The sequence below is a fragment of the Bradyrhizobium sp. Leaf396 genome (assembly GCF_001424605.1).
In the GTDB taxonomy this organism is placed as follows: domain Bacteria; phylum Pseudomonadota; class Alphaproteobacteria; order Rhizobiales; family Xanthobacteraceae; genus Bradyrhizobium; species Bradyrhizobium japonicum_C.
In genome coordinates, this window is record NZ_LMQJ01000004.1 from 257,948 (window position 1) to 275,503 (window position 17,556).

17 protein-coding genes are annotated in these 17,556 nt (G+C 66.5%); 9 read left to right on the forward strand and 8 right to left on the reverse strand.

What is annotated here, in order from left to right; all coding sequences use genetic code 11:
• Positions 1-11: 11 nt before the first annotated feature.
• The 4 genes from queE (at position 12) to ASG57_RS06085 (ending at position 2,883) form a co-directional block, all read left to right on the forward strand.
• Positions 12-644: a 7-carboxy-7-deazaguanine synthase gene (queE, locus tag ASG57_RS06070; protein ID WP_057195956.1), complete on the forward strand. Its 633-nt coding sequence runs from the start codon at positions 12-14 to the stop codon at positions 642-644.
• Between the two features lie 68 nt (positions 645-712).
• On the forward strand, positions 713-1,600 hold the full coding sequence (gene hemF, locus ASG57_RS06075) for an oxygen-dependent coproporphyrinogen oxidase (protein WP_024341473.1): 888 nt from the start codon (positions 713-715) through the stop codon (positions 1,598-1,600).
• Positions 1,601-1,605: 5 nt separating this feature from the next.
• Positions 1,606-2,442, forward strand: a complete 837-nt coding sequence (locus ASG57_RS06080; RefSeq protein WP_230646603.1) for an HAD family hydrolase — start codon at positions 1,606-1,608, stop codon at positions 2,440-2,442.
• 237 nt (positions 2,443-2,679) lie between these two features.
• On the forward strand, positions 2,680-2,883 hold the full coding sequence (locus ASG57_RS06085) for a DUF2158 domain-containing protein (protein WP_057195880.1): 204 nt from the start codon (positions 2,680-2,682) through the stop codon (positions 2,881-2,883).
• A gap of 44 nt (positions 2,884-2,927) precedes the next feature.
• Here ASG57_RS06085 and ASG57_RS06090 read toward each other — a convergent pair whose 3' ends face one another.
• From ASG57_RS06090 to ASG57_RS06105, 4 genes are all read right to left on the reverse strand, one after another.
• Positions 2,928-3,788 (reverse strand): L,D-transpeptidase, encoded by an 861-nt coding sequence (locus ASG57_RS06090; protein WP_057195881.1) that lies wholly within the window; start codon positions 3,786-3,788, stop codon positions 2,928-2,930.
• Positions 3,789-3,983: 195 nt separating this feature from the next.
• Positions 3,984-5,687, reverse strand: a complete 1,704-nt coding sequence (locus ASG57_RS06095; protein ID WP_057195882.1) for an amidohydrolase — start codon at positions 5,685-5,687, stop codon at positions 3,984-3,986.
• A gap of 124 nt (positions 5,688-5,811) precedes the next feature.
• Entirely contained in the window at positions 5,812-6,099 is a 288-nt protein-coding gene (locus ASG57_RS06100; RefSeq protein WP_057195883.1) for an antibiotic biosynthesis monooxygenase, read from the reverse strand.
• Between the two features lie 11 nt (positions 6,100-6,110).
• Positions 6,111-6,413: a monooxygenase gene (locus ASG57_RS06105; RefSeq protein ID WP_024341467.1), complete on the reverse strand. Its 303-nt coding sequence runs from the start codon at positions 6,411-6,413 to the stop codon at positions 6,111-6,113.
• A gap of 116 nt (positions 6,414-6,529) precedes the next feature.
• Here ASG57_RS06105 and ASG57_RS06110 point away from each other — a divergent pair, with 116 nt between their 5' ends.
• Entirely contained in the window at positions 6,530-7,486 is a 957-nt protein-coding gene (locus ASG57_RS06110) for a LysR family transcriptional regulator (RefSeq protein WP_057195884.1), read from the forward strand.
• A 64-nt stretch (positions 7,487-7,550) separates the two neighbouring features.
• Here ASG57_RS06110 and ASG57_RS06115 read toward each other — a convergent pair whose 3' ends face one another.
• Genes ASG57_RS06115 through ASG57_RS06130 form a run of 4 tightly spaced genes read right to left on the reverse strand, consistent with a single transcriptional unit; the run spans position 7,551 to position 10,363 of the window.
• Positions 7,551-8,807 carry a CCA tRNA nucleotidyltransferase gene (locus ASG57_RS06115; RefSeq protein ID WP_057195885.1) on the reverse strand — a complete coding sequence of 419 codons (1,257 nt, stop codon included), beginning with the start codon at positions 8,805-8,807 and terminating at the stop codon, positions 7,551-7,553.
• Between the two features lie 10 nt (positions 8,808-8,817).
• The gene (locus ASG57_RS06120; protein WP_057195886.1) at positions 8,818-9,081 is read right to left on the reverse strand and encodes a DUF6111 family protein; all 264 of its coding nucleotides are present in this window, start codon (positions 9,079-9,081) and stop codon (positions 8,818-8,820) included.
• A complete protein-coding gene (locus ASG57_RS06125) occupies positions 9,078-9,749 on the reverse strand; it encodes a CoA pyrophosphatase (RefSeq protein WP_024341463.1) in 672 nt (223 codons plus the stop codon). Before ASG57_RS06125 ends, ASG57_RS06120 begins: the two co-directional genes overlap by 4 nt.
• Before the next feature lie 2 nt (positions 9,750-9,751).
• Complete coding sequence (locus tag ASG57_RS06130) at positions 9,752-10,363, reverse strand: DUF1285 domain-containing protein (RefSeq protein ID WP_057195887.1); 612 nt, start codon at positions 10,361-10,363, stop codon at positions 9,752-9,754.
• A gap of 272 nt (positions 10,364-10,635) precedes the next feature.
• Here ASG57_RS06130 and ASG57_RS06135 point away from each other — a divergent pair, with 272 nt between their 5' ends.
• Genes ASG57_RS06135 through ASG57_RS06150 form a run of 4 tightly spaced genes read left to right on the forward strand, consistent with a single transcriptional unit; the run spans position 10,636 to position 17,462 of the window.
• Positions 10,636-11,634, forward strand: coding sequence for an AAA family ATPase (locus ASG57_RS06135; RefSeq protein ID WP_024341461.1), 999 nt, complete (start codon positions 10,636-10,638; stop codon positions 11,632-11,634).
• A complete protein-coding gene (locus ASG57_RS06140) occupies positions 11,634-12,578 on the forward strand; it encodes a DUF58 domain-containing protein (protein WP_024341460.1) in 945 nt (314 codons plus the stop codon). Before ASG57_RS06135 ends, ASG57_RS06140 begins: the two co-directional genes overlap by 1 nt.
• Complete coding sequence (locus ASG57_RS06145; protein WP_057195888.1) at positions 12,575-15,391, forward strand: DUF4159 domain-containing protein; 2,817 nt, start codon at positions 12,575-12,577, stop codon at positions 15,389-15,391. The genes ASG57_RS06140 and ASG57_RS06145 overlap by 4 nt, the downstream gene beginning before the upstream one ends.
• A 7-nt stretch (positions 15,392-15,398) precedes the next feature.
• Positions 15,399-17,462: a membrane protein gene (locus tag ASG57_RS06150; protein ID WP_024341458.1), complete on the forward strand. Its 2,064-nt coding sequence runs from the start codon at positions 15,399-15,401 to the stop codon at positions 17,460-17,462.
• Positions 17,463-17,556: the final 94 nt, after the last annotated feature.

Below are 17,556 nucleotides of genomic sequence, written 5' to 3' on the forward strand. Positions count from 1 at the left end.
AGGAGAGAGGCTTGAGTTACGCGGTCAAGGAAATCTTCCTGACCCTGCAAGGCGAAGGCGCCCATGCCGGGCGCGCGTCGGTGTTCTGCCGCTTCGCAGGCTGCAATCTCTGGAGCGGGCGCGAGGCCGACCGCGCGGACGCCGTCTGCAGGTTCTGCGACACGGATTTCGTGGGGACCGACGGCACTCTCGGCGGCCGCTACGCCTCGGCGTCGGAACTCGCCGACACCATCGCCGGGCAATGGCGTGCCACGGCTGCCAACCGCTACGTGGTGCTCACCGGCGGCGAGCCGCTGCTGCAAGTCGACGCCGCGCTGATCGACGCGCTCCACGCCAGAGGCTTCGAGATCGGCGTCGAGACCAACGGCACGATCGCGGCCCCGGAAGGGCTCGACTGGATCTGCGTCAGCCCCAAGGGCGGCAGCGAATTGGTCCTGCGCGAAGGCCACGAGCTGAAGCTGGTCTATCCCCAGCCGCTCGCCGCGCCCGAGACGTTCGAGCATCTCGCCTTCGAGCGCTTCTCGCTGCAGCCGATGGACGGGCCCGAGGTGGCCGAGAACACCGCGCGGGCGATCGAGTACTGCCTGCATCATCCGCAATGGCGGCTCAGCGTGCAGACACACAAATCGCTGGGCATCAGATAGAACCCGTGACTGTTGCAACGAGAGCTGCACCCATTACGGTCCGGAAGGTTGACGGAGTCGCAATTCCAATGAACCCGAACTTGATGGACGATCGCAAGGCCCGCGCCCGCGCCTGGTTCGAACGCTTGCGCGACGACATCTGCGCAAGCTTCGAGCGGCTCGAGGACGACGCACCCGAAGCGCTCTATCCCGGCGAGGCGGGCCGCTTCAAGCGCACGCCCTGGCAGCGCACCGACCACAGCGGCACGCCGGGTGGCGGCGGGGTGATGTCGATGATGCATGGCCGGCTGTTCGAGAAGGTCGGCGTGCACTGCTCGACCGTGCACGGCGAATTCGCACCTGAATTTCGCGCTCAGATCCCCGGCGCTGCGGAGGATCCAAAGTTCTGGGCCTCGGGCATCTCGCTGATCGCGCACATGCGCAATCCGAACGTGCCCGCCGTGCACATGAACACGCGTTTCGTCGTCACCACCAAGGCATGGTTCGGCGGCGGCGCCGACCTCACACCGGTGCTGGACCGCAGGCGGACACAGGACGATCCCGACACCATCTCGTTCCACGCCGCAATGAAGCAGGCCTGTGCGCAGCCGAACGGCGTTGCCGACTACGACAAGTACAAGAAATGGTGCGACGAGTATTTCTATCTGCCGCACCGCAAGGAGCCGCGCGGCATCGGCGGCATCTTCTACGACTGGCACGACAGCGGTGACTGGGACGCCGACCTCGTCTTCACCCAGGACGTCGGCCGCGCCTTCCTGAAGATCTATCCTGAGATCGTGCGGCGCAATTTCGCGAGCGCCTGGACCGCGGTGGATCGCGAGGAGCAATTGATACGGCGCGGGCGCTATGTCGAGTTCAACCTGCTGTACGACCGCGGCACCATCTTTGGGCTCAAGACCGGCGGCAATGTGGATTCGATCCTGTCGTCGATGCCGCCGGAGGTAAAGTGGCCGTGACGACGATGAAGCCCGCATCAAAGCCGCTGCCGCGCGCCATGCTGATCGACATGGACGACACCATCCTGTCGGCCTATGGCCGTCCCGAGATCGCCTGGAATACGATCACGGCCGAATTCGCCGACGAACTGGCGCCGCTGCCGCCGCCGATGGTCGCCACGGCGGTGCTGGCATTCGCGCGAAACTTCTGGGCGAGCGCGGAAGCCGCATGGCGGCTGAGGCTCGCCGAGGCGCGCCACCTCACCGTCAAGGGCGGCTTTGCCGCGCTTGCGGCGGCCGGCCATCGCGCCCTGCCCGACGACCTCGCCGTCCGTCTCGCCGACCGCTTCACGGCCTATCGCGAGGAGGAGATGTTCGTCTTCCCCGGCGCGCATGATGCGATCGACCGGTTCAAGGCGCTCGGCATCAGGCTGGCGCTGGTCACCAACGGCGCCGCGGACATGCAGCGCGCCAAGGTCGAGCGCTTCGAGCTGGCGCACCGCTTCGACCATATCCAGATCGAAGGCGAGCACGGCTTCGGCAAGCCCGAGGAGCGCGCCTATCTGCACGCCATGGACGCGCTTGGCGTCAGCGCCGAGGACACCTGGATGATCGGCGACAATCTGGAATGGGAAGTCGTGACGCCGCAGCGCCTCGGCATCTATTCGATCTGGATGGACGTCCATGGCGACGGCCTGCCCGAAGGCTCGACCGTCAAGCCAGATCGGATCATCCGCTCGCTCGGCGAGCTGCTGCCGGACCAGGCGCAGCCGGACCCCAAACAAAAAACTGAAAACAACCCCATGCACAGTAGCCGGCCGCCGCAAGATCAGGGGCCTACGGATTATACGAAGCGGCTTTGACTCGTCGGGCAAAACAGGGGCATAGTGTCACCGTCGCAGGCTTGCGCGGGACATGCTCTGCGTGGGCACATCACCAAACCAGCGCCTGCCGAACCACGCGAGTGCGATCGAGCGCGCCTGAGCCCATGCCGCAACGCGCGCCCTGCAGAATTTCCCGGCGGGCGCAGCAGGCGTGATCGACCTGTCATGACGGCCTGCTAGCCTCGTCATCGCGTCGATCAACCGAAAGGAAAATCCATGGATCTGAAAGCCGGCGATGTCGTGATGCTGAAGTCCGGCGGCCAGCCGCTGACCGTCGCGGAGGTCAAGCAGGACGAAGTGCTGTGCCTGTGGATGGGCATGGAGGGCGATTTGTTCCGCGAGACGCTGCCACTCGCCGTGCTCGTTCAGGTCGAGGAAGACGACGAGGAGGAGGAAGACGAGGAGGAGGACGGGGACTAGTCACGCCCAGGGGCGCGTTCCGGCTTGGATCGCGGCATTCGGTGTTACCGGACCTCGGCAATCTTCGGTCCGGATGACAGCATCTGCGCGTTGGTTGCCGAAGGGCGGTTCGACGGCGATGCCGGGTCCGGCGACCGCGAGGCAGCATCGGACGGCGCTCCCTGGGATGGCCGGCGGGAAGCGGTTGCCGGAAGCACGATCACCTTCGCGCCGACCTTCACGCGGTCATAGAGATCGACGACGTCTTCATTGGTCAGCCGAATACAGCCGGACGACACCCGCTTGCCGATCGTATCGGGCTTGTTGGTGCCGTGAATTCGATATTCGGTTTCGCCCAGGTACATCGCACGAGCGCCGAGCGGGTTGCCGGGACCGCCTGCCATGAACCGCGGCAGGTAAGGTTGACGCGAGACCATCTCGTCGGGCGGGCGCCAATCCGGCCATTCTGCCTTGCGGGCCACGGTCTGCTCACCCGACCATGTGAAACCTTCGCGGCCAACACCGATGCCGTAGCGCAACGCCTGCGTGTCGTTCAGGACGAAGTACAGGAATGTGTTCTTGGTATCGATGATCACGGTGCCCGGCGGCTGGCGGCTGGCATAATCCACCACCTGCCGGACAAGAGCTTCGGGACCGTCGGCAGCTTTCGGTGGTTCCGCCGGCGGCGCCGGGGGCGCGACTGGAGCCGGAGCTGGCGCTGATGCACGAACTGGTGCTGCCACATAAACCGGAGTTGACGAAGCCATGGCTTGCGGCGCGGACGGTTTGCGCATCGGCTGCACGCCCGCCGGGCGAGACAGCAAACCGTAGCCCAACGCGGCGACGGCCACAGCGCCAATTGCGACTCTCGCGACCATTGGCAGGGCGAGCGGCTCTGCCTTTCCACGTTTGGCGCGCTTGCCCATCATTTTCTCCAGGTCACCGTGCCTGGAAGAGGTACCCAGCAAAATTTAAGAAACTTCGAAGCGATCGCGCGCAGACCGGAACCGTTGGCGTTGGTTAACGCCGAACTCCTGTTCGGCAAGCGTCGACGTTGCGGCGCTGTTCGGGTCAACGCCCAGCGTGCGGACCTCGCGCGGCATTTGTCTGTCGGTGTCGATTCAGCGCTGAAAGACGACTTTGCCGCCGGCGATCGTCAGGTCCGCCTTGATGTCCTTGATCTGGTCCTCGGGCACGGCCGTGTAGTCCGCGGAGAGCACCACGATGTCCGCGAGCTTTCCGGGCTCGATGGTCCCCTTACGCGCTTCGTCGAACGTTGAGCGCGAAGCCGCGCTGCTGTAGAGGCGCAGGGCCTGCTCGCGCGTTATGGCCTCTGCCGCGCCGTAGGCGTTTCCGTTGGGATCCTTCCTGGTCACCATGACATACATGTTGAGGAAGGGGTTGATCGGGTTTACGGGAAAGTCCGTGCCGGCGCCGAGGCTATCGATTCCCATTTTCTCGATCATCGTCCTGGTCGGTACGGCGCGGTCAGCGGTCGCTCGCCCGAGAAATCGCTCGACGGTCGCGGCTTTGTCCCACATGAAGGCGTTCTGGAAATCGATACGGACTCCAAGTCTTTGCGCACGCTCCATCTGTTCCGGCCGGATCAGGCTGGCGTGAATGAGGACGAAGCGACGGTCGCGGATCGATTTTTCCTTGTCTGCCGACTCGAACGCATCGAGCACATGGTCGATACCAAGGTCACCCACCACGTGAACGCCGACACGCCAGTCATAACGGTTGCAGATGGAGACGAGCTGCTTCAGCCGCTCCGGCGTCTGCTGCGCAATGCCATGGTAGTTGTCATGTGAATCGGGATACACGTCGCGCATGAGCGCCGTCTTCAGAGTCATGCCGCCGTCGTAGAAGATCTTGATGCCGGCAAACTTGAGCCAATCGTTGCCAAACCCCGAGGAGGCCCCATTGCCCGCCATGATCGCTTCCCATGCGGTCAGATCGGCAGGTGGCTCCGGTCGAAACATCACGCCGGTGCGCAGGGTCGCTTTCCCGGATGCGACGAGCTTCTGCAGCGTGCGGATGTCGCGTGCCTCCGTCGCTCCTTCGACCGCGCTCGTGATACCGAAGCTGTTCAGCACGCCCTGGGCGATGGTGAATTGCCGTATTTCGTCAGCCTCCGTCCAGGGCGGCACGGCCTTCTCGACCCGATCGATCGCCGATTCCACGAGCAGGCCTGTGAAGTCACCGGCCGCGTCGCGCTCGAACTTTCCACCACTCGGATCCGCGGTGGACTTGTCGACGCCGACCAATTGTAGAGCCATGGTGTTCGCCATGGAGAAATGCCCGACGGTGCGAAGATAGACCGGGTTGTTGGGAGCAACGCTGTCGATCTCCTGCCTCGTCAGATAACGTTTCTCGGCAAGCTGGGACGGCGGATGCCACGCGCCGCCCACGATCCACTCGCCCGGCTTCCTCTTCGCAACGAATGACTTGATGGCCTCGAGCGCTTCCGCGACGGTCCTGGCCCGGCCCAGGCCTACGACATAGTCGCCCAGCCCAGCCGCCTTGAAGTGAGCGTGGGTATCGATCAATCCAGGAATGACGGTCTTGCCAGACACATCGATCACGCGGGTGCGGGCGCCGGCAAGCGACCTCATCGAAGCACTGGTTCCGGTTGCGAGGATCTTTCCATCTGCAACGGCGACGGCCTCCGTGACGGTCGATCGTTCGTCCAGCGTCAGAACCTTTCCATTGACAAGGATCAGGTCAGGCGCGTTGAAGTCCGGCTGCTGCGCCTCAGCGTTTGTCACGCCGGCGAAACACATGCCCGTCGCAACGATTGCACATGCCGTCAACTTGCGGACCATCACGCTCCCCCTTTGATTTCCTGCCAGCCGGGCACTTGCAAGGGTATCGTTGATCAATCACAGGTTCAACGCTTCTCGATGTCAGCGAGGCACGCGGCAGCCGGCTTGGCCGCCGCGTCCGACGTCATGCGACGAACCGGCCCGCCCTGATGACGGGTGTGAATCGCGGCCGGCCCTTGGCGCCGCCATTGGCCATGGTCGGCGGCACCGAGGCATCGGATCGAAAGGCGTCGCAGGCCGCTTCGTCCCGCCAGTCGATCAGGACGATCACCCGGTCCGAGCCATCCGATGCGAACAGCACCTCGGCGCCGAGGCTTCCATGCGCCTCCCGCTTGTTGCGGCCATCCGTTGCAAAGACGGACAGAAAGCGCGCGAGATCCTCGATCTCGACTTCGGCAATGGTCGTGTACATCGCCTACCCTCTCAGAATGGCGCCCGCGTCATGCGAGACAGCGGCAGGTTGAGGCTGAAGGACGAAATGGCGGGGTCGGTCACGCCAAGGGCGGCGAGACGGGGCCGATGTTTGGCGACATACGCAGCGGCAGCTGCCGGCGTTTCGAACAGGTAGATGCCTGCCGCGCGGCCGGCGTCGCGGTTCTCGCCCCAGAGCTTCCAGATGAGCCCGGGCTGGGCCGCGATGTCGTCCGCAAGATCGCGGCAGGCGATCTGGAGATCTTCTCCCCACGGCCCATCAAACGCGAAGTCGAATTGCAGCAATGTCGTCATGTGGTACCTCTTGTTCGCAACGGCCCGAGCGGGCTCGCGCGATCTACGCCGCCGAGACGCTTGCGGGAATTCACCGCGTGGTAGGAACGATGATGACTGGGAGTGTGCGATAGGCCATGGATACGCTGAGCAGCATGCGTGTCTTCGTGCGGGTGGTTGAGCTCGGCGGATTCAACGCGGCGGCCCGCGCCTGCGCGATGTCAGCCGCAATGGTGGCCAAGCATGTCGGTCATCTCGAGGAGCGCACCGGAGCCCGGCTTCTCGACAGAACCACGCGCTCGGTCCGACCGACTCCGGAGGGGCAGCTCTACCTCGAGAAGGTGCTCGCAATCCTCGAAGCCGTCGACGAGGCGGAGGGCACCGTCGGAGCGGAGAAACGGCTGGCGCGCGGGACGCTCCGCGTGACGGCGCCGGTCGAACTGGGCCAGGACCACCTCGCGCCGCTGCTCGTCGATTTCATGTCGCGGCATCCCGGGATCGCCGTCGTCGCCGACCTGACGAACCGCCCGGTGGATCTCGTGCAAGAAGGCTTCGACATGGCGATCCGGGTCGCACCGTCGCTCGACACCGCGCTGATCGGACGCAAGCTCGCGACAACCCACTTTCGCGTCGTGGCAAGCGCGGAATTCCTGGCCAGGCACGGCGTGCCCGAGACGCCCGAGATTCTCGCAGCCCTGCCCGCGCTGACCTTCTCGCAGCCCGCGCCTCGTCTGGACTGGTCCTGGCGCCGGCGTGAGATGCACGGCAGGGTCAGGATGACCGCCCGGCTCGCCTCGACGAGCGCCGATACGTTGCGCAAGGCGGCCGTTGCGGGCCTTGGCGTCTCCTGGCTTCCGTCATTTGTCTGCGGCAAGGACATCGAGGCGGGCCTGCTGGTCCCGATCCTGGAGGATTGCGACTGGGGCAGCCTCGGCGTTCATGTCCTCTACCCGCATCGGCGTTTCTCGCCGAGCCGGCTTCGTCTCTTTATCGACTTTCTTGCAGAGAGACTGGGTGACGATCCCTCGGGTGACCCGTGGGCGCCACGGATGGAGGAGCGCCGCATCATGCTCGCGGGAAGCCGGTTGGCCTAGCTGAGACAGGCGAAAGTCCGATGCTCGGGGCGATCCCGGGGCGCCGCGATCATCGCCAGCGAGCCTAGGTTTTCTCATCGCGGCCGACGCGGGCCGCAGCCTGGTCGGCGATCGAAGCGAGCGCAGCCTCGTCCAGGGGAAAATCCGCGGCGAGCCAGGCGTCCTCGGCGAGCGTCAGCACGTGTCCGAGCCCGGGCCCTTCCGTCATGCCGCGCGCGATGAAATCGGCGGCCTTCAACGGAAATTTCGGCGCGGTCCAGCGCTGCGGCAGCTCGGCGAGCGAGCGCCAGCGCGGCGAATGCACGTCGCCGCCGTTCCTCGCCCAGGCCAGCAGCACGCGATCGCGATAGCGCTCCACGCCGAGCCGGTAGAGCAGCCGCCGTGCATTGGCCTCGTCCTTGGTGGCGAGGCGCCACCAGCGATGGCCCATCGAATCCAGCGCCTTGGTCTCGGCGTTGGAGAGCCGCAAGCGCACGGCGACGCGCTTGGCGTCCTCGGTGACGGCGACCGAGAGCGCGGCGAGACGTCGCGTGCTGTTTGGAGCAAGGCCGAGCGCGCGCTCGGTCGCGATCATCGCCGCGAAGGGACTCGTATAGGCGACGCCGCCGACCAGCGGCTGCAGCAATCCGCCCTCGGCCATGGCGAGGACGGCCGCAGCTGCACCGCCGGCCACCAGCAATTTCAGCATCTCCATGCGCACCCGCTCGGCCGACAGGTTGGCCAGGCCCGCGCGTCCCCGGATGCAGGCGAGATAGCCGTCGCGGTCGGGCTCGCCGGCACCGAAGGCGGCGTGGATGCGGAAGAAGCGCAGGATGCGCAAGTAATCCTCGGCGATGCGCTGGTCGGGATCGCCGATGAAGCGCACGCGGCGCGCTTGGGCATCGGCGATGCCGCCGACATAGTCGTAGACGACACCGTGCGCATCGGCCGAGAGGCCGTTCATGGTGAAGTCGCGCCGCTCGGCGTCCTTCACCCAGTCGCGGCCGAACGCAACCTTGGCCTTGCGGCCGAAGGTCTCGGTATCCTGGCGCAGCGTCGTGACTTCATAGGGATGCCCGTCGATCACGAGCGTGACGGTGCCATGGTCGATGCCGGTCGGCACGCCCTTGATGCCGGCGGCCTTGGCGCGCCGCATCACCTCGTCCGGCAGCGCCGTGGTCGCGATGTCGATGTCACCAGGCAGGAGGCCGAGCAGCGCGTTGCGCACGGCACCACCCACCACCCGCGCCTCCTCGCCAGCGGTGCTGAGCAGTTCCAGGACGCGCGCGGTCCCGCCTGCGGTCAGCCAGGGCGCATGGGCGAGTAACGGCTCCGCACTCATCGGGAGGCCCCTACTTTTCTGCGCCCGGCACGAGCTTGCCGTTCTCGATATGGGCGGGAACGTAGGTCGAATCCGGCGGCGCGCCGGAGAAATGCGCGAGGCCGATCAGCCCCGCAATCACCAGCACGATCGCGACCAGAGCGAGGCGCGCAACGACGGTGACCGGCCAGGACGACCGCGCGAACACGCCGGAGCGCGCAGCAGCCAGAAACAGCGCATAGACGGCAAAGGGAATGAGGAAGATTCCGATCTCGGTCAGAATCGTCCGGATCATGATGAATAGATCCGCTCATAGAGCACACGCAGCATTCCGGCCGTCGCCCCCCAGATGTAGCGTTCGGCGAAGGGCATCGCGTAATAGGATCGCTCCAGGCCACGGAATTCCTTGCTGTGCACCTGGTGGTTCACCGGGTTCATGAGAAAGGATAGCGGCACCTCGAAGGCGTCATCGACCTCGGAATGGTTGATGGCGAGCTCGAAGCCTGGCCGCACCCTGGCCACCGTCGGCAGGATGCGAAAGCCAAAGGCGGTGCCGTAGAGATCGAGATAGCCGAGCGGCTCCACGAACTCTCGGGACAGCCCGACCTCCTCCTCGGCCTCGCGCAGCGCGGCATCGAGCGGCGAGGAATCGGTCGCGTCGATCTTGCCGCCGGGAAAGGCGATCTGACCGGCATGGTCGTTGAGATGCGCCGAGCGCTGCGTCAGCAGGATGGTCGGCTCGGGATGGTCGACCACCGCGATCAGCACCGCTGCGGGGCGCACCGGCTGCTCCCGCGCGATGATCTCGAGCATCTTGTCGGTGCCGGGATCGCCCGAGGCAGGGATGATGTTGGGATCGTAAAGGCCCGGCGGCACGTCGAAGCCAAGCTTCGCCTTCGAGCGGGCGAAGAAATCCGCAGCTCCCATCGCGACGGGCTCGTTCGTCAGGATAGGCTTGTTCATGTTCAAAGCGCGGCCCTCACCTGCTCAGCATCGGCCATGACGAAGAACTCGCCGGCCGATTCGACACCGAACATCGGCTGGCCATCGACCACCCGCTCCTCGCCCATGTCAACCAGATCGTAATAGAGCGCCCTTGTAACCTTGGCCCATAGGTCGGCGCGGACATGCAGATATGGCGTCAGGCCGCCATCCCTGGCCTGCTCGAAGCGGAGCCGGTGTTCGGCGTCGCAGGTGACCCAGTCGTCGACATTGGTGCGGAACCGCAGCACGCGACAATCGCCCTCGTCCTGTTTCTGCATCTCGACCGCCATGAACGGCGCGTCATCGACGCGGATGCCGACCTTCTCGACCGGCGTGACCAGGAAATGCTTGTCGCCCTCGCGCTTCAATATGGTCGAGAACAGCCGCACCAAAGCGGGACGCCCGATTGGCGTCCCCAGATAGAACCAAGTACCATCGGAGGCGATTCGGATGTCGAGATCGCCGCAAAACGGCGGATTCCACAGATGCACCGGAGGCAGGCCCTTCGTGGCGCCTTCGGCATCGGCAGCGCTCTTGGCGGCAGCCGTCAGCCCCTCGAGACCGCGATCGGCGCTCTGCCCTTGGTTCGCCATGGTTTGCCCTGACTTTGTGATTGGCACGATTGGTGCAGGTCTACGTTGTACTCACGTGTGCGGTTCCATCCGGGATAGTCCGGTGTGGAGGTCGCCACTTCGTGATGCCGTACATAACCCGAAGCCGATAAGGTGGGGATAGGTTAATCCAACGAATACATGGCCTTCCCTGCAAGTCTAGCATGGGGCCCATGATCCGGCGTGATGACCTCACGCGACGTAGTGACGGGACGATGCAGGCAAGCCGCGTGGCAGGCTGAAGGAGCGAGCGAATGGCGGAGAGTGTCGAGAAACTCGAGGACGGGATCGTCCGTTCGGCCGAGCAGGTGTCGAGCCAGATTCGCGCGGCGAAGGACGCGATCGCCTCCGTCATCTTCGGCCAGGATCGCGTGATCGAGAATACGCTCGTCACGATCCTCTCCGGCGGCCACGCGCTCTTGATCGGCGTGCCGGGTCTCGCCAAGACCAAGCTGGTCGAGACGCTCGGCGTCACGCTCGGTCTCGATGCCAAGCGCATCCAGTTCACGCCCGACTTGATGCCGTCGGACATTCTCGGCGCCGAAGTGCTGGATGAGAGCACCGCGGGCAAGCGCGCCTTCCGCTTCATTTCAGGACCGGTGTTCGCGCAGCTGTTGATGGCGGACGAGATCAACCGCGCCAGCCCGCGCACGCAGTCGGCGCTCTTGCAGGCGATGCAGGAGCAGCACATCACGGTTGCCGGTGCTCGCCATGATTTGCCGAAGCCGTTCCACGTGCTCGCGACGCAGAACCCGCTGGAGCAGGAAGGCACCTACCCGCTGCCCGAAGCCCAGCTCGACCGTTTCCTCATGGAGATCGACGTCGACTATCCCGATCGCGACGCCGAGCGCCGCATCCTGTTCGAGACCACCGGCGTCGAGGAGACGCTGGCCAAAGGCGCGATGAGCCCCGATGCACTGATCACCGCCCAGCGGCTGATCCGCCGCCTGCCGGTCGGGGATTCCGTCGTTGAGGCGATCCTGTCGCTGGTGCGCTCGGCCCGCCCGGGTCCGGACGCGGGTGAAGCCGGCAAATTCATTGCGTGGGGCCCGGGTCCGCGCGCCAGTCAATCCCTGATGCTGGCCGTGCGCGCGCGCGCGCTGATCGACGGGCGCCTCGCACCGTCTATCGACGACGTGCTCGACCTTGCCGAGCCCGTGCTGAAGCACCGCATGGCCCTGACGTTCCAGGCGCGCGCCGAAGGCCGCACCATTCCGGACGTGATCCGGCAATTGAAGACACGGATCGGTTGATGGCAGCAGAGAACGGGCACGCGGCGAAGGAGACACTGGCGATCCGACGTGCCGATGGCGAAAGCCGCACGCTCGCCGCTTCGCTGCCGCGCCTGGTGCTCGAGGCTCGCCGCATCGCGGCCAACGTGATTCACGGTTTGCACGGAAGGCGGCGCGCCGGCTCCGGCGAGAATTTCTGGCAGTACCGCCGCTTCGTCTCGGGCGAGCCGTCGCAGAATGTCGATTGGCGCCGATCGGCGCGCGACGACCATCTCTATGTCCGCGAGCTTGAATGGGAAGCCTCCCACACGGTCTGGATCTGGCCGGATCGCTCGCCCTCGATGGCGTTCGCCTCCAGGACCGCGCGCGAGTCCAAGCTCGAACGGACGCTGATCGTCGCCTTCGCGCTGGCCGAGCTGCTCGTCGCCGGCGGCGAGCGCGTCGGCATCCCCGGGCTGATGGCGCCGACGGCAAGCCGCAGCGTCATCGACAGGATGGCGCAGGCCATGCTGCATGACGGTGCCGACCGGCTGAGCCTGCCGCCGTCCTTCGTGCCGGCGGCGCTGGCCGAGATCGTCGTGCTGTCGGATTTCTGGTCGCCGATCGCCGAGATCAGGACGACGCTCGCAGGGCTCTCCGGCACGGGCGCGCATGGCGCGCTGGTGCAGGTGGTCGATCCCGCCGAAGAGTCGTTCCCCTATTCGGGCCGCGTCGAATTCGTCGAGCCGGAAGGCTTCGGCGTCATTACCGCGGGCCGCGCCGAGAGCTGGGCGCAGGATTACACCGCGCGCCTCGCGCTGCACCGCGACCAGATCCGCGCCGAGACCAACAAGCTCGACTGGCTGTTCACGACCCACGCGACCGACCGCTCGGCCGCGGAGCTGCTGCTGTTCCTGCATGCCGGCATGCAGGTCAGCAAGTCGGGCGCCCGCACCACGACGATCAAGGCGGGGCCGGCCGCATGATGGGATTGCCGCTCGCCTTCACTCAACCGCTGCTGCTGATCGGTCTCGTGAGCCTACCGGTGCTGTGGTGGCTGCTCCGCGTGATGCCGCCGCGGCCGCGGCGCATCGAGTTTCCGCCGACGCGGCTGTTGTTCGACATCACGCCGCGGGAGGAAACGCCCTCACGGACGCCGTGGTGGCTGACCGCGCTGCGCCTGCTCGCCGCCGCGCTGGTGATCTTCGCCGCCGCCGGCCCGATCTGGAATCCGCAAACCGGCGCGGCCGGCAGCAAGGCGCCGCTGATGATCATGTTCGACGACGGCTGGAGCGCCGCTTCGCATTGGGACATCAGGATCAGGACCGCCGACGAGCTGATCGCAAATGCCGACAATGACGGCCGCGCCATCGCGCTGGTGCCGCTGTCCGAGCCGAACCGCGACATCACCCTCATGCCGGCGGGCGCAGCGCGCGTCGCGCTGCGGCAACTCGCGCCGAAGCCGTACTCGATCGACCGCGTCGAGACGCTGACTGCGGTCGACCGTTTCCTCAAGGTCACCGGCGACTGCGAGATCGCCTGGCTGTCGGACGGCGTCGACACCGGCCGCGGCGAGGACTTCGTGCAGGGCCTCGGCAAGACCATCGGCGATCGCAGCCTGACCGTGTTCGAAGGCGGCACCTCCTCCCCGCTGGCCCTGGTCGCAGCCGAGAACGCCGCGGCGAAGATGACGGTGAAGGTGCTGCGCACCGACAGCGGCATCGCGGTCGGCACCGTGCGCGCACTCGACCAGAAGGCCGCGCCGATCGGCGAAGCCCGCTATTCGTTCGGACCGCAGGACAAGGAGACCGAAGCGGCGTTCGATCTGCCGGTCGAGCTGCGCAACGACATCACCCGGCTCGAGATCTCGGGCGAGCGCTCCGCCGGCGCCGTGCAGCTGCTCGACAAGCGCTGGCGCCGCCGCGCCATCGGCATCGTCTCGGGTTCGACCAGCGAAACCGCACAGCCGCTGCTGGCGCCGACCTTCTATCTCACCCGCGCGCTGGCGCCATTCGCCGACGTGCGGCTCGCCGACAAGGGCTCGCCGCAGCAGGGCATCACGCAATTTCTGGACCAGAAGCTGCCGATGATCATCCTCGCCGATGTCGGAACCATATCGCCCGAGCTCCGCGAGCGTCTCAATGCCTGGGTCGACCAGGGCGGCATCCTGGTGCGGTTCGCAGGCCCCCGGCTGGCGCAGGCCGAAGACGATCTCGTGCCGGTCAAGCTGCGCAAGGGCGGCCGCACGCTCGGCGGCAGCCTGACCTGGGAGAAGCCGCAGCATCTCGCCTCTTTCGCGGGCGAGGGCCCGTTCGCAGGCATCGCCGTCCCGAAGGACGTCACCGTGAGCCGGCAGGTGCTGGCCGAGCCCGACGCGGTTCTCGCCACCAGGAGCTGGGCCTCGCTCGAAGACGGCACGCCGCTGGTGACCGGCGAGCATCGCGGCAAGGGCCTCGTCAGCCTGTTCCATGTCAGCGCCGACATGCGCTGGTCGGACCTTCCGATGTCGGGCACCTTCGTCGAAATGCTGCGGCGGGTCGTCGACATGTCCGGCTACACGTCCAAGCCCGGCGCCGGGGTTGCCGGCGAAGCGAGTGCCGAGACGGTGGCCCCGCTGCACATTCTCGACGGCTTCGGCGCCTTCGGTCCGCCGCCGGCGACAGCAAAGCCGCTGCCCGCGGATTATCGCGACCGCGCCACCCCCGATCATCCGCCCGGCTTCTACGGTCCGGCAGAAGGACCGCTCGCCGTGAACACGCTTGCCGCCGCCGACCGCATCGCCGCTTTGAACACCGCGAGCCTGCGCGCCCGGCACGCGACCTACACCAATGCGGAGCCGCGCGACTTACGCGGCTGGCTGCTGTCGACGGCGCTTGCGCTGTTCCTGATCGACGCCATCATCGTCGCGCTGCTCGGCGGCGGCCTCGCCGCGCTGCTGAGGCGCCGCGCCGCGCCCGCAACGATCGTGCTCGCCCTGGCGCTGGCAGGCCTGATATCGTTTGCGCCGACGGCGGCACGTGCCGACAGCGCAGCGGACGAGTTCGCGATGAAGGCAGTGTCGCAGACCCGTCTCGCCTATGTCGTGACGGGCAATGCCGACGTCGATTCCATCGTCAAGGCGGGAATGAACGGGCTCACGCTGTTCCTCGCCCAGCGCACCGCGCTGGAGGCCGGCGATCCCATCGGCATCGATCCTGCACGGGACGAACTCGCCTTCTTCCCGCTGATCTATTGGCCGATCGTGCCTGGCGCGCCGAAGCCGCCGCAGGACGCCATCAACAAGATCGACGCCTACATGAAGCAGGGCGGCACCGTGCTGTTCGATACCCGCGACGCGATCGAGGCACCGCCTGGCGCGAACGGCGCGTCGCAAACGCCGGGCATGCAGACGCTGCGCGACATTCTTTCCTCGCTCGACGTGCCCGGGCTCGAGCCGGTGCCGCGCGAGCACGTGCTGACCAAGACGTTCTATCTGCTGCGCGACTTCCCGGGCCGCTTCACCGCCGGCCAGACCTGGGTCGAGACGCTGCCGCGCGAAGACGACGACGAGGACAGCGCGCAGCGGCCTGCGCGCGGCGGCGACGGCGTCTCGCCGATCATCATCACCTCGAACGATCTTGCCGGCGCCTGGGCGGTGCGGCCCGACGGGCAGGCCATGCTGCCGGTGACCGGCGATGATCCCCGCCAGCGCGAATTCGCCTACCGCGCCGGCGCCAACATCGTGATGTACACGCTGACCGGCAACTACAAGGCCGACCAGGTGCACGCTCCGGCGCTGATCGAACGGCTGGGGCAATAGGATCGACATGAATTACGGCATCGCGTTCACGCCGCTTGTTCCCGCCATCGTTCTGTGGCTCGCGTTCGCCGCGATCGTCGTCATCGCCATCGTGCTGCTGGCGGCGCGTGCGCGCGGCGCCGCGGTGCGCGTGGCTGCGCTCGCGCTGATCCTGCTGGCGCTCGCCAATCCCTCCTTCACCCGCGAGGACCGCGATCCCCTCACTTCGGTCGCGGCCGTCGTCGTCGACAAGAGCCCGAGCCAGAATTTCGGCAGCCGCAACCGCGAGGCCGCAGCTGCGCAGGAAGGACTGGTCGACAGCCTGAAGAAGATCAAGGGACTCGAGGTCCGCGTCGTCGATGCCGGCCAGGCCGACGGCGAGACCGACGGCACCAAGCTGTTCGGCGCCCTCGCCTCGGCCTTGTCGGACGTGCCGGTCGACCGTGTCGCCGGCGCCTTCCTGATCACCGACGGCCGCGTCCATGACATTCCCGCGAACGCCACCGCGCTCGGCTTCCAGGCGCCGGTGCACGCGCTGGTCACCGGCCAGAAGGACGAGCGCGACCGCCGCATCGCGATCACGGCGGCGCCGCGCTTCGGCATCGTCGGGCAGACCCAGACAATCTCCTATCGCCTCGACGACCAGGGCGTCTCGGGTGAGCGCGCCAGGGTCACGATCCGCCGCGACGGCGAGGTCATCAACGAGCGCACCCTATCAAGTGGCCAGGCCGCAAGCGTCGACGTCGACATCAAGCACGCCGGCCCGAACATCGTCGAGATCGAGGCTTCGCCGCTGGAGCGAGAATTGACGCCGGTGAACAACCGCGCCGTCGTCGCCATCGACGGCGTGCGCGACAAGCTGCGCGTGCTGCTGGTCTCCGGCGAGCCGCATTCGGGCGAGCGCACCTGGCGCAATCTCTTGAAATCCGACGCCAGCGTCGACCTCGTGCACTTCACCATTTTGCGGCCGCCGGAGAAGCAGGACGGCACGCCGATCAACGAATTGTCGCTGATCGCGTTTCCGACCCGCGAATTGTTCCAGCAGAAGATCAACGAATTCCAGCTGATCATCTTCGACCGCTACGCCCGCCAGGGCGTGCTGCCGATCGCCTATTTCGACAACATCGCGCGCTATGTGCGCGGCGGCGGCGCCGTGCTGGTGTCCGCCGGTCCCGACTACGCCTCCAACACCAGCATCTGGCGCACGCCGCTGGATTCGGTGCTGCCGGCAGAGCCGGTCGGCGTGACCGAAAAGCCGTTCTATGCGCATCTGTCCGACGTCGGCAAACGCCATCCCGTCACGCGCGGGCTGGAGGGCTCGGGATCCGAGCCGCCGCGCTGGAGTCGATTCTTCCGCACGGTCGACACGCGCAACGCGGTCAATCCGCCTGTCATGACCGGCGTGGACGGCAAGCCGCTGCTGTTCCTGTCGCGCTTCGGGGAGGGACGCGTCGCGCTCCTGCTGTCCGACCACATCTGGCTGTGGGCGCGCGGCTATGAAGGCGGCGGCCCGCATCTCGACCTGCTCAGGCGGACATCGCACTGGCTGATGAAGCAGCCTGATCTGGACGAGGAGGCGCTGCGCCTGCAGGTGCAGGGCAAGGACTTGGTCGTGGTGCGCCAGACCATGGCGGACAGCGTCCAGCCGGTGAGCGTGACCTCACCGTCTGGCGTGTCGCAGGATTTGACGCTCTCGCCCGGCGATCCCGGCGAGTGGCGCGCCAGCCTGCCGGCGAACGAGCTCGGCCTTTGGCAGGCGACCGACGGCACGCTGAAAGCGCTGATCAATGTCGGCCCGACCAATCCGAAGGAGTTTTCGGAAGTCACCTCCACGGTCGATACCTTGAGACCGCTGGCGCAGGCAACCGGCGGCAACGCCGTGCGCGTGGCCGACGGCTCCAGCGTCGAGCTGCCGCGTATCCTGCCGGTGCGTTCGGCCAGCGTCTTTGCCGGCGACGGCTGGATGGGGGTGCGGATGCGCGACGCCAGTGTCGTGAAGGGCGTCGGCGTGTTGCCGATCTTCTCCGGCCTGATCGGCCTGTTGCTGCTGCTCGGCGCTTTCGCCGCCACCTGGGTCCGCGAGGGGCGCTAGTTGCCCAAACGACACATCGGCTCCTCGGTCTGCACGCGCTGATCCCCCTGCCGTTGACATCGGCGGACCGATGCGGCGATGTTACACTATAACA

Bases quoted from the DNA above. Each gene is read 5' to 3' on its own strand.
- ASG57_RS06115 (WP_057195885.1), bottom strand. From the start codon at position 8,807: ATGAGTGCGGAGCCGTTACTCGCCCATGCGCCCTGGCTGACCGCAGGC.
- ASG57_RS06140 (WP_024341460.1), top strand. From the start codon at position 11,634: ATGGCAGCAGAGAACGGGCACGCGGCGAAGGAGACACTGGCGATCCGA.
- ASG57_RS06150 (WP_024341458.1), top strand. From the start codon at position 15,399: ATGAATTACGGCATCGCGTTCACGCCGCTTGTTCCCGCCATCGTTCTG.
- ASG57_RS06120 (WP_057195886.1), bottom strand. From the start codon at position 9,081: ATGATCCGGACGATTCTGACCGAGATCGGAATCTTCCTCATTCCCTTT.
- ASG57_RS06085 (WP_057195880.1), top strand. From the start codon at position 2,680: ATGGATCTGAAAGCCGGCGATGTCGTGATGCTGAAGTCCGGCGGCCAG.
- ASG57_RS06110 (WP_057195884.1), top strand. From the start codon at position 6,530: ATGGATACGCTGAGCAGCATGCGTGTCTTCGTGCGGGTGGTTGAGCTC.
- ASG57_RS06130 (WP_057195887.1), bottom strand. From the start codon at position 10,363: ATGGCGAACCAAGGGCAGAGCGCCGATCGCGGTCTCGAGGGGCTGACG.
- ASG57_RS06135 (WP_024341461.1), top strand. From the start codon at position 10,636: ATGGCGGAGAGTGTCGAGAAACTCGAGGACGGGATCGTCCGTTCGGCC.
- ASG57_RS06125 (WP_024341463.1), bottom strand. From the start codon at position 9,749: ATGAACAAGCCTATCCTGACGAACGAGCCCGTCGCGATGGGAGCTGCG.
- ASG57_RS06100 (WP_057195883.1), bottom strand. From the start codon at position 6,099: ATGTACACGACCATTGCCGAAGTCGAGATCGAGGATCTCGCGCGCTTT.
- ASG57_RS06145 (WP_057195888.1), top strand. From the start codon at position 12,575: ATGATGGGATTGCCGCTCGCCTTCACTCAACCGCTGCTGCTGATCGGT.
- ASG57_RS06105 (WP_024341467.1), bottom strand. From the start codon at position 6,413: ATGACGACATTGCTGCAATTCGACTTCGCGTTTGATGGGCCGTGGGGA.
- ASG57_RS06080 (WP_230646603.1), top strand. From the start codon at position 1,606: ATGAAGCCCGCATCAAAGCCGCTGCCGCGCGCCATGCTGATCGACATG.
- ASG57_RS06090 (WP_057195881.1), bottom strand. From the start codon at position 3,788: ATGGGCAAGCGCGCCAAACGTGGAAAGGCAGAGCCGCTCGCCCTGCCA.
- ASG57_RS06095 (WP_057195882.1), bottom strand. From the start codon at position 5,687: ATGGTCCGCAAGTTGACGGCATGTGCAATCGTTGCGACGGGCATGTGT.
- hemF (WP_024341473.1), top strand. From the start codon at position 713: ATGAACCCGAACTTGATGGACGATCGCAAGGCCCGCGCCCGCGCCTGG.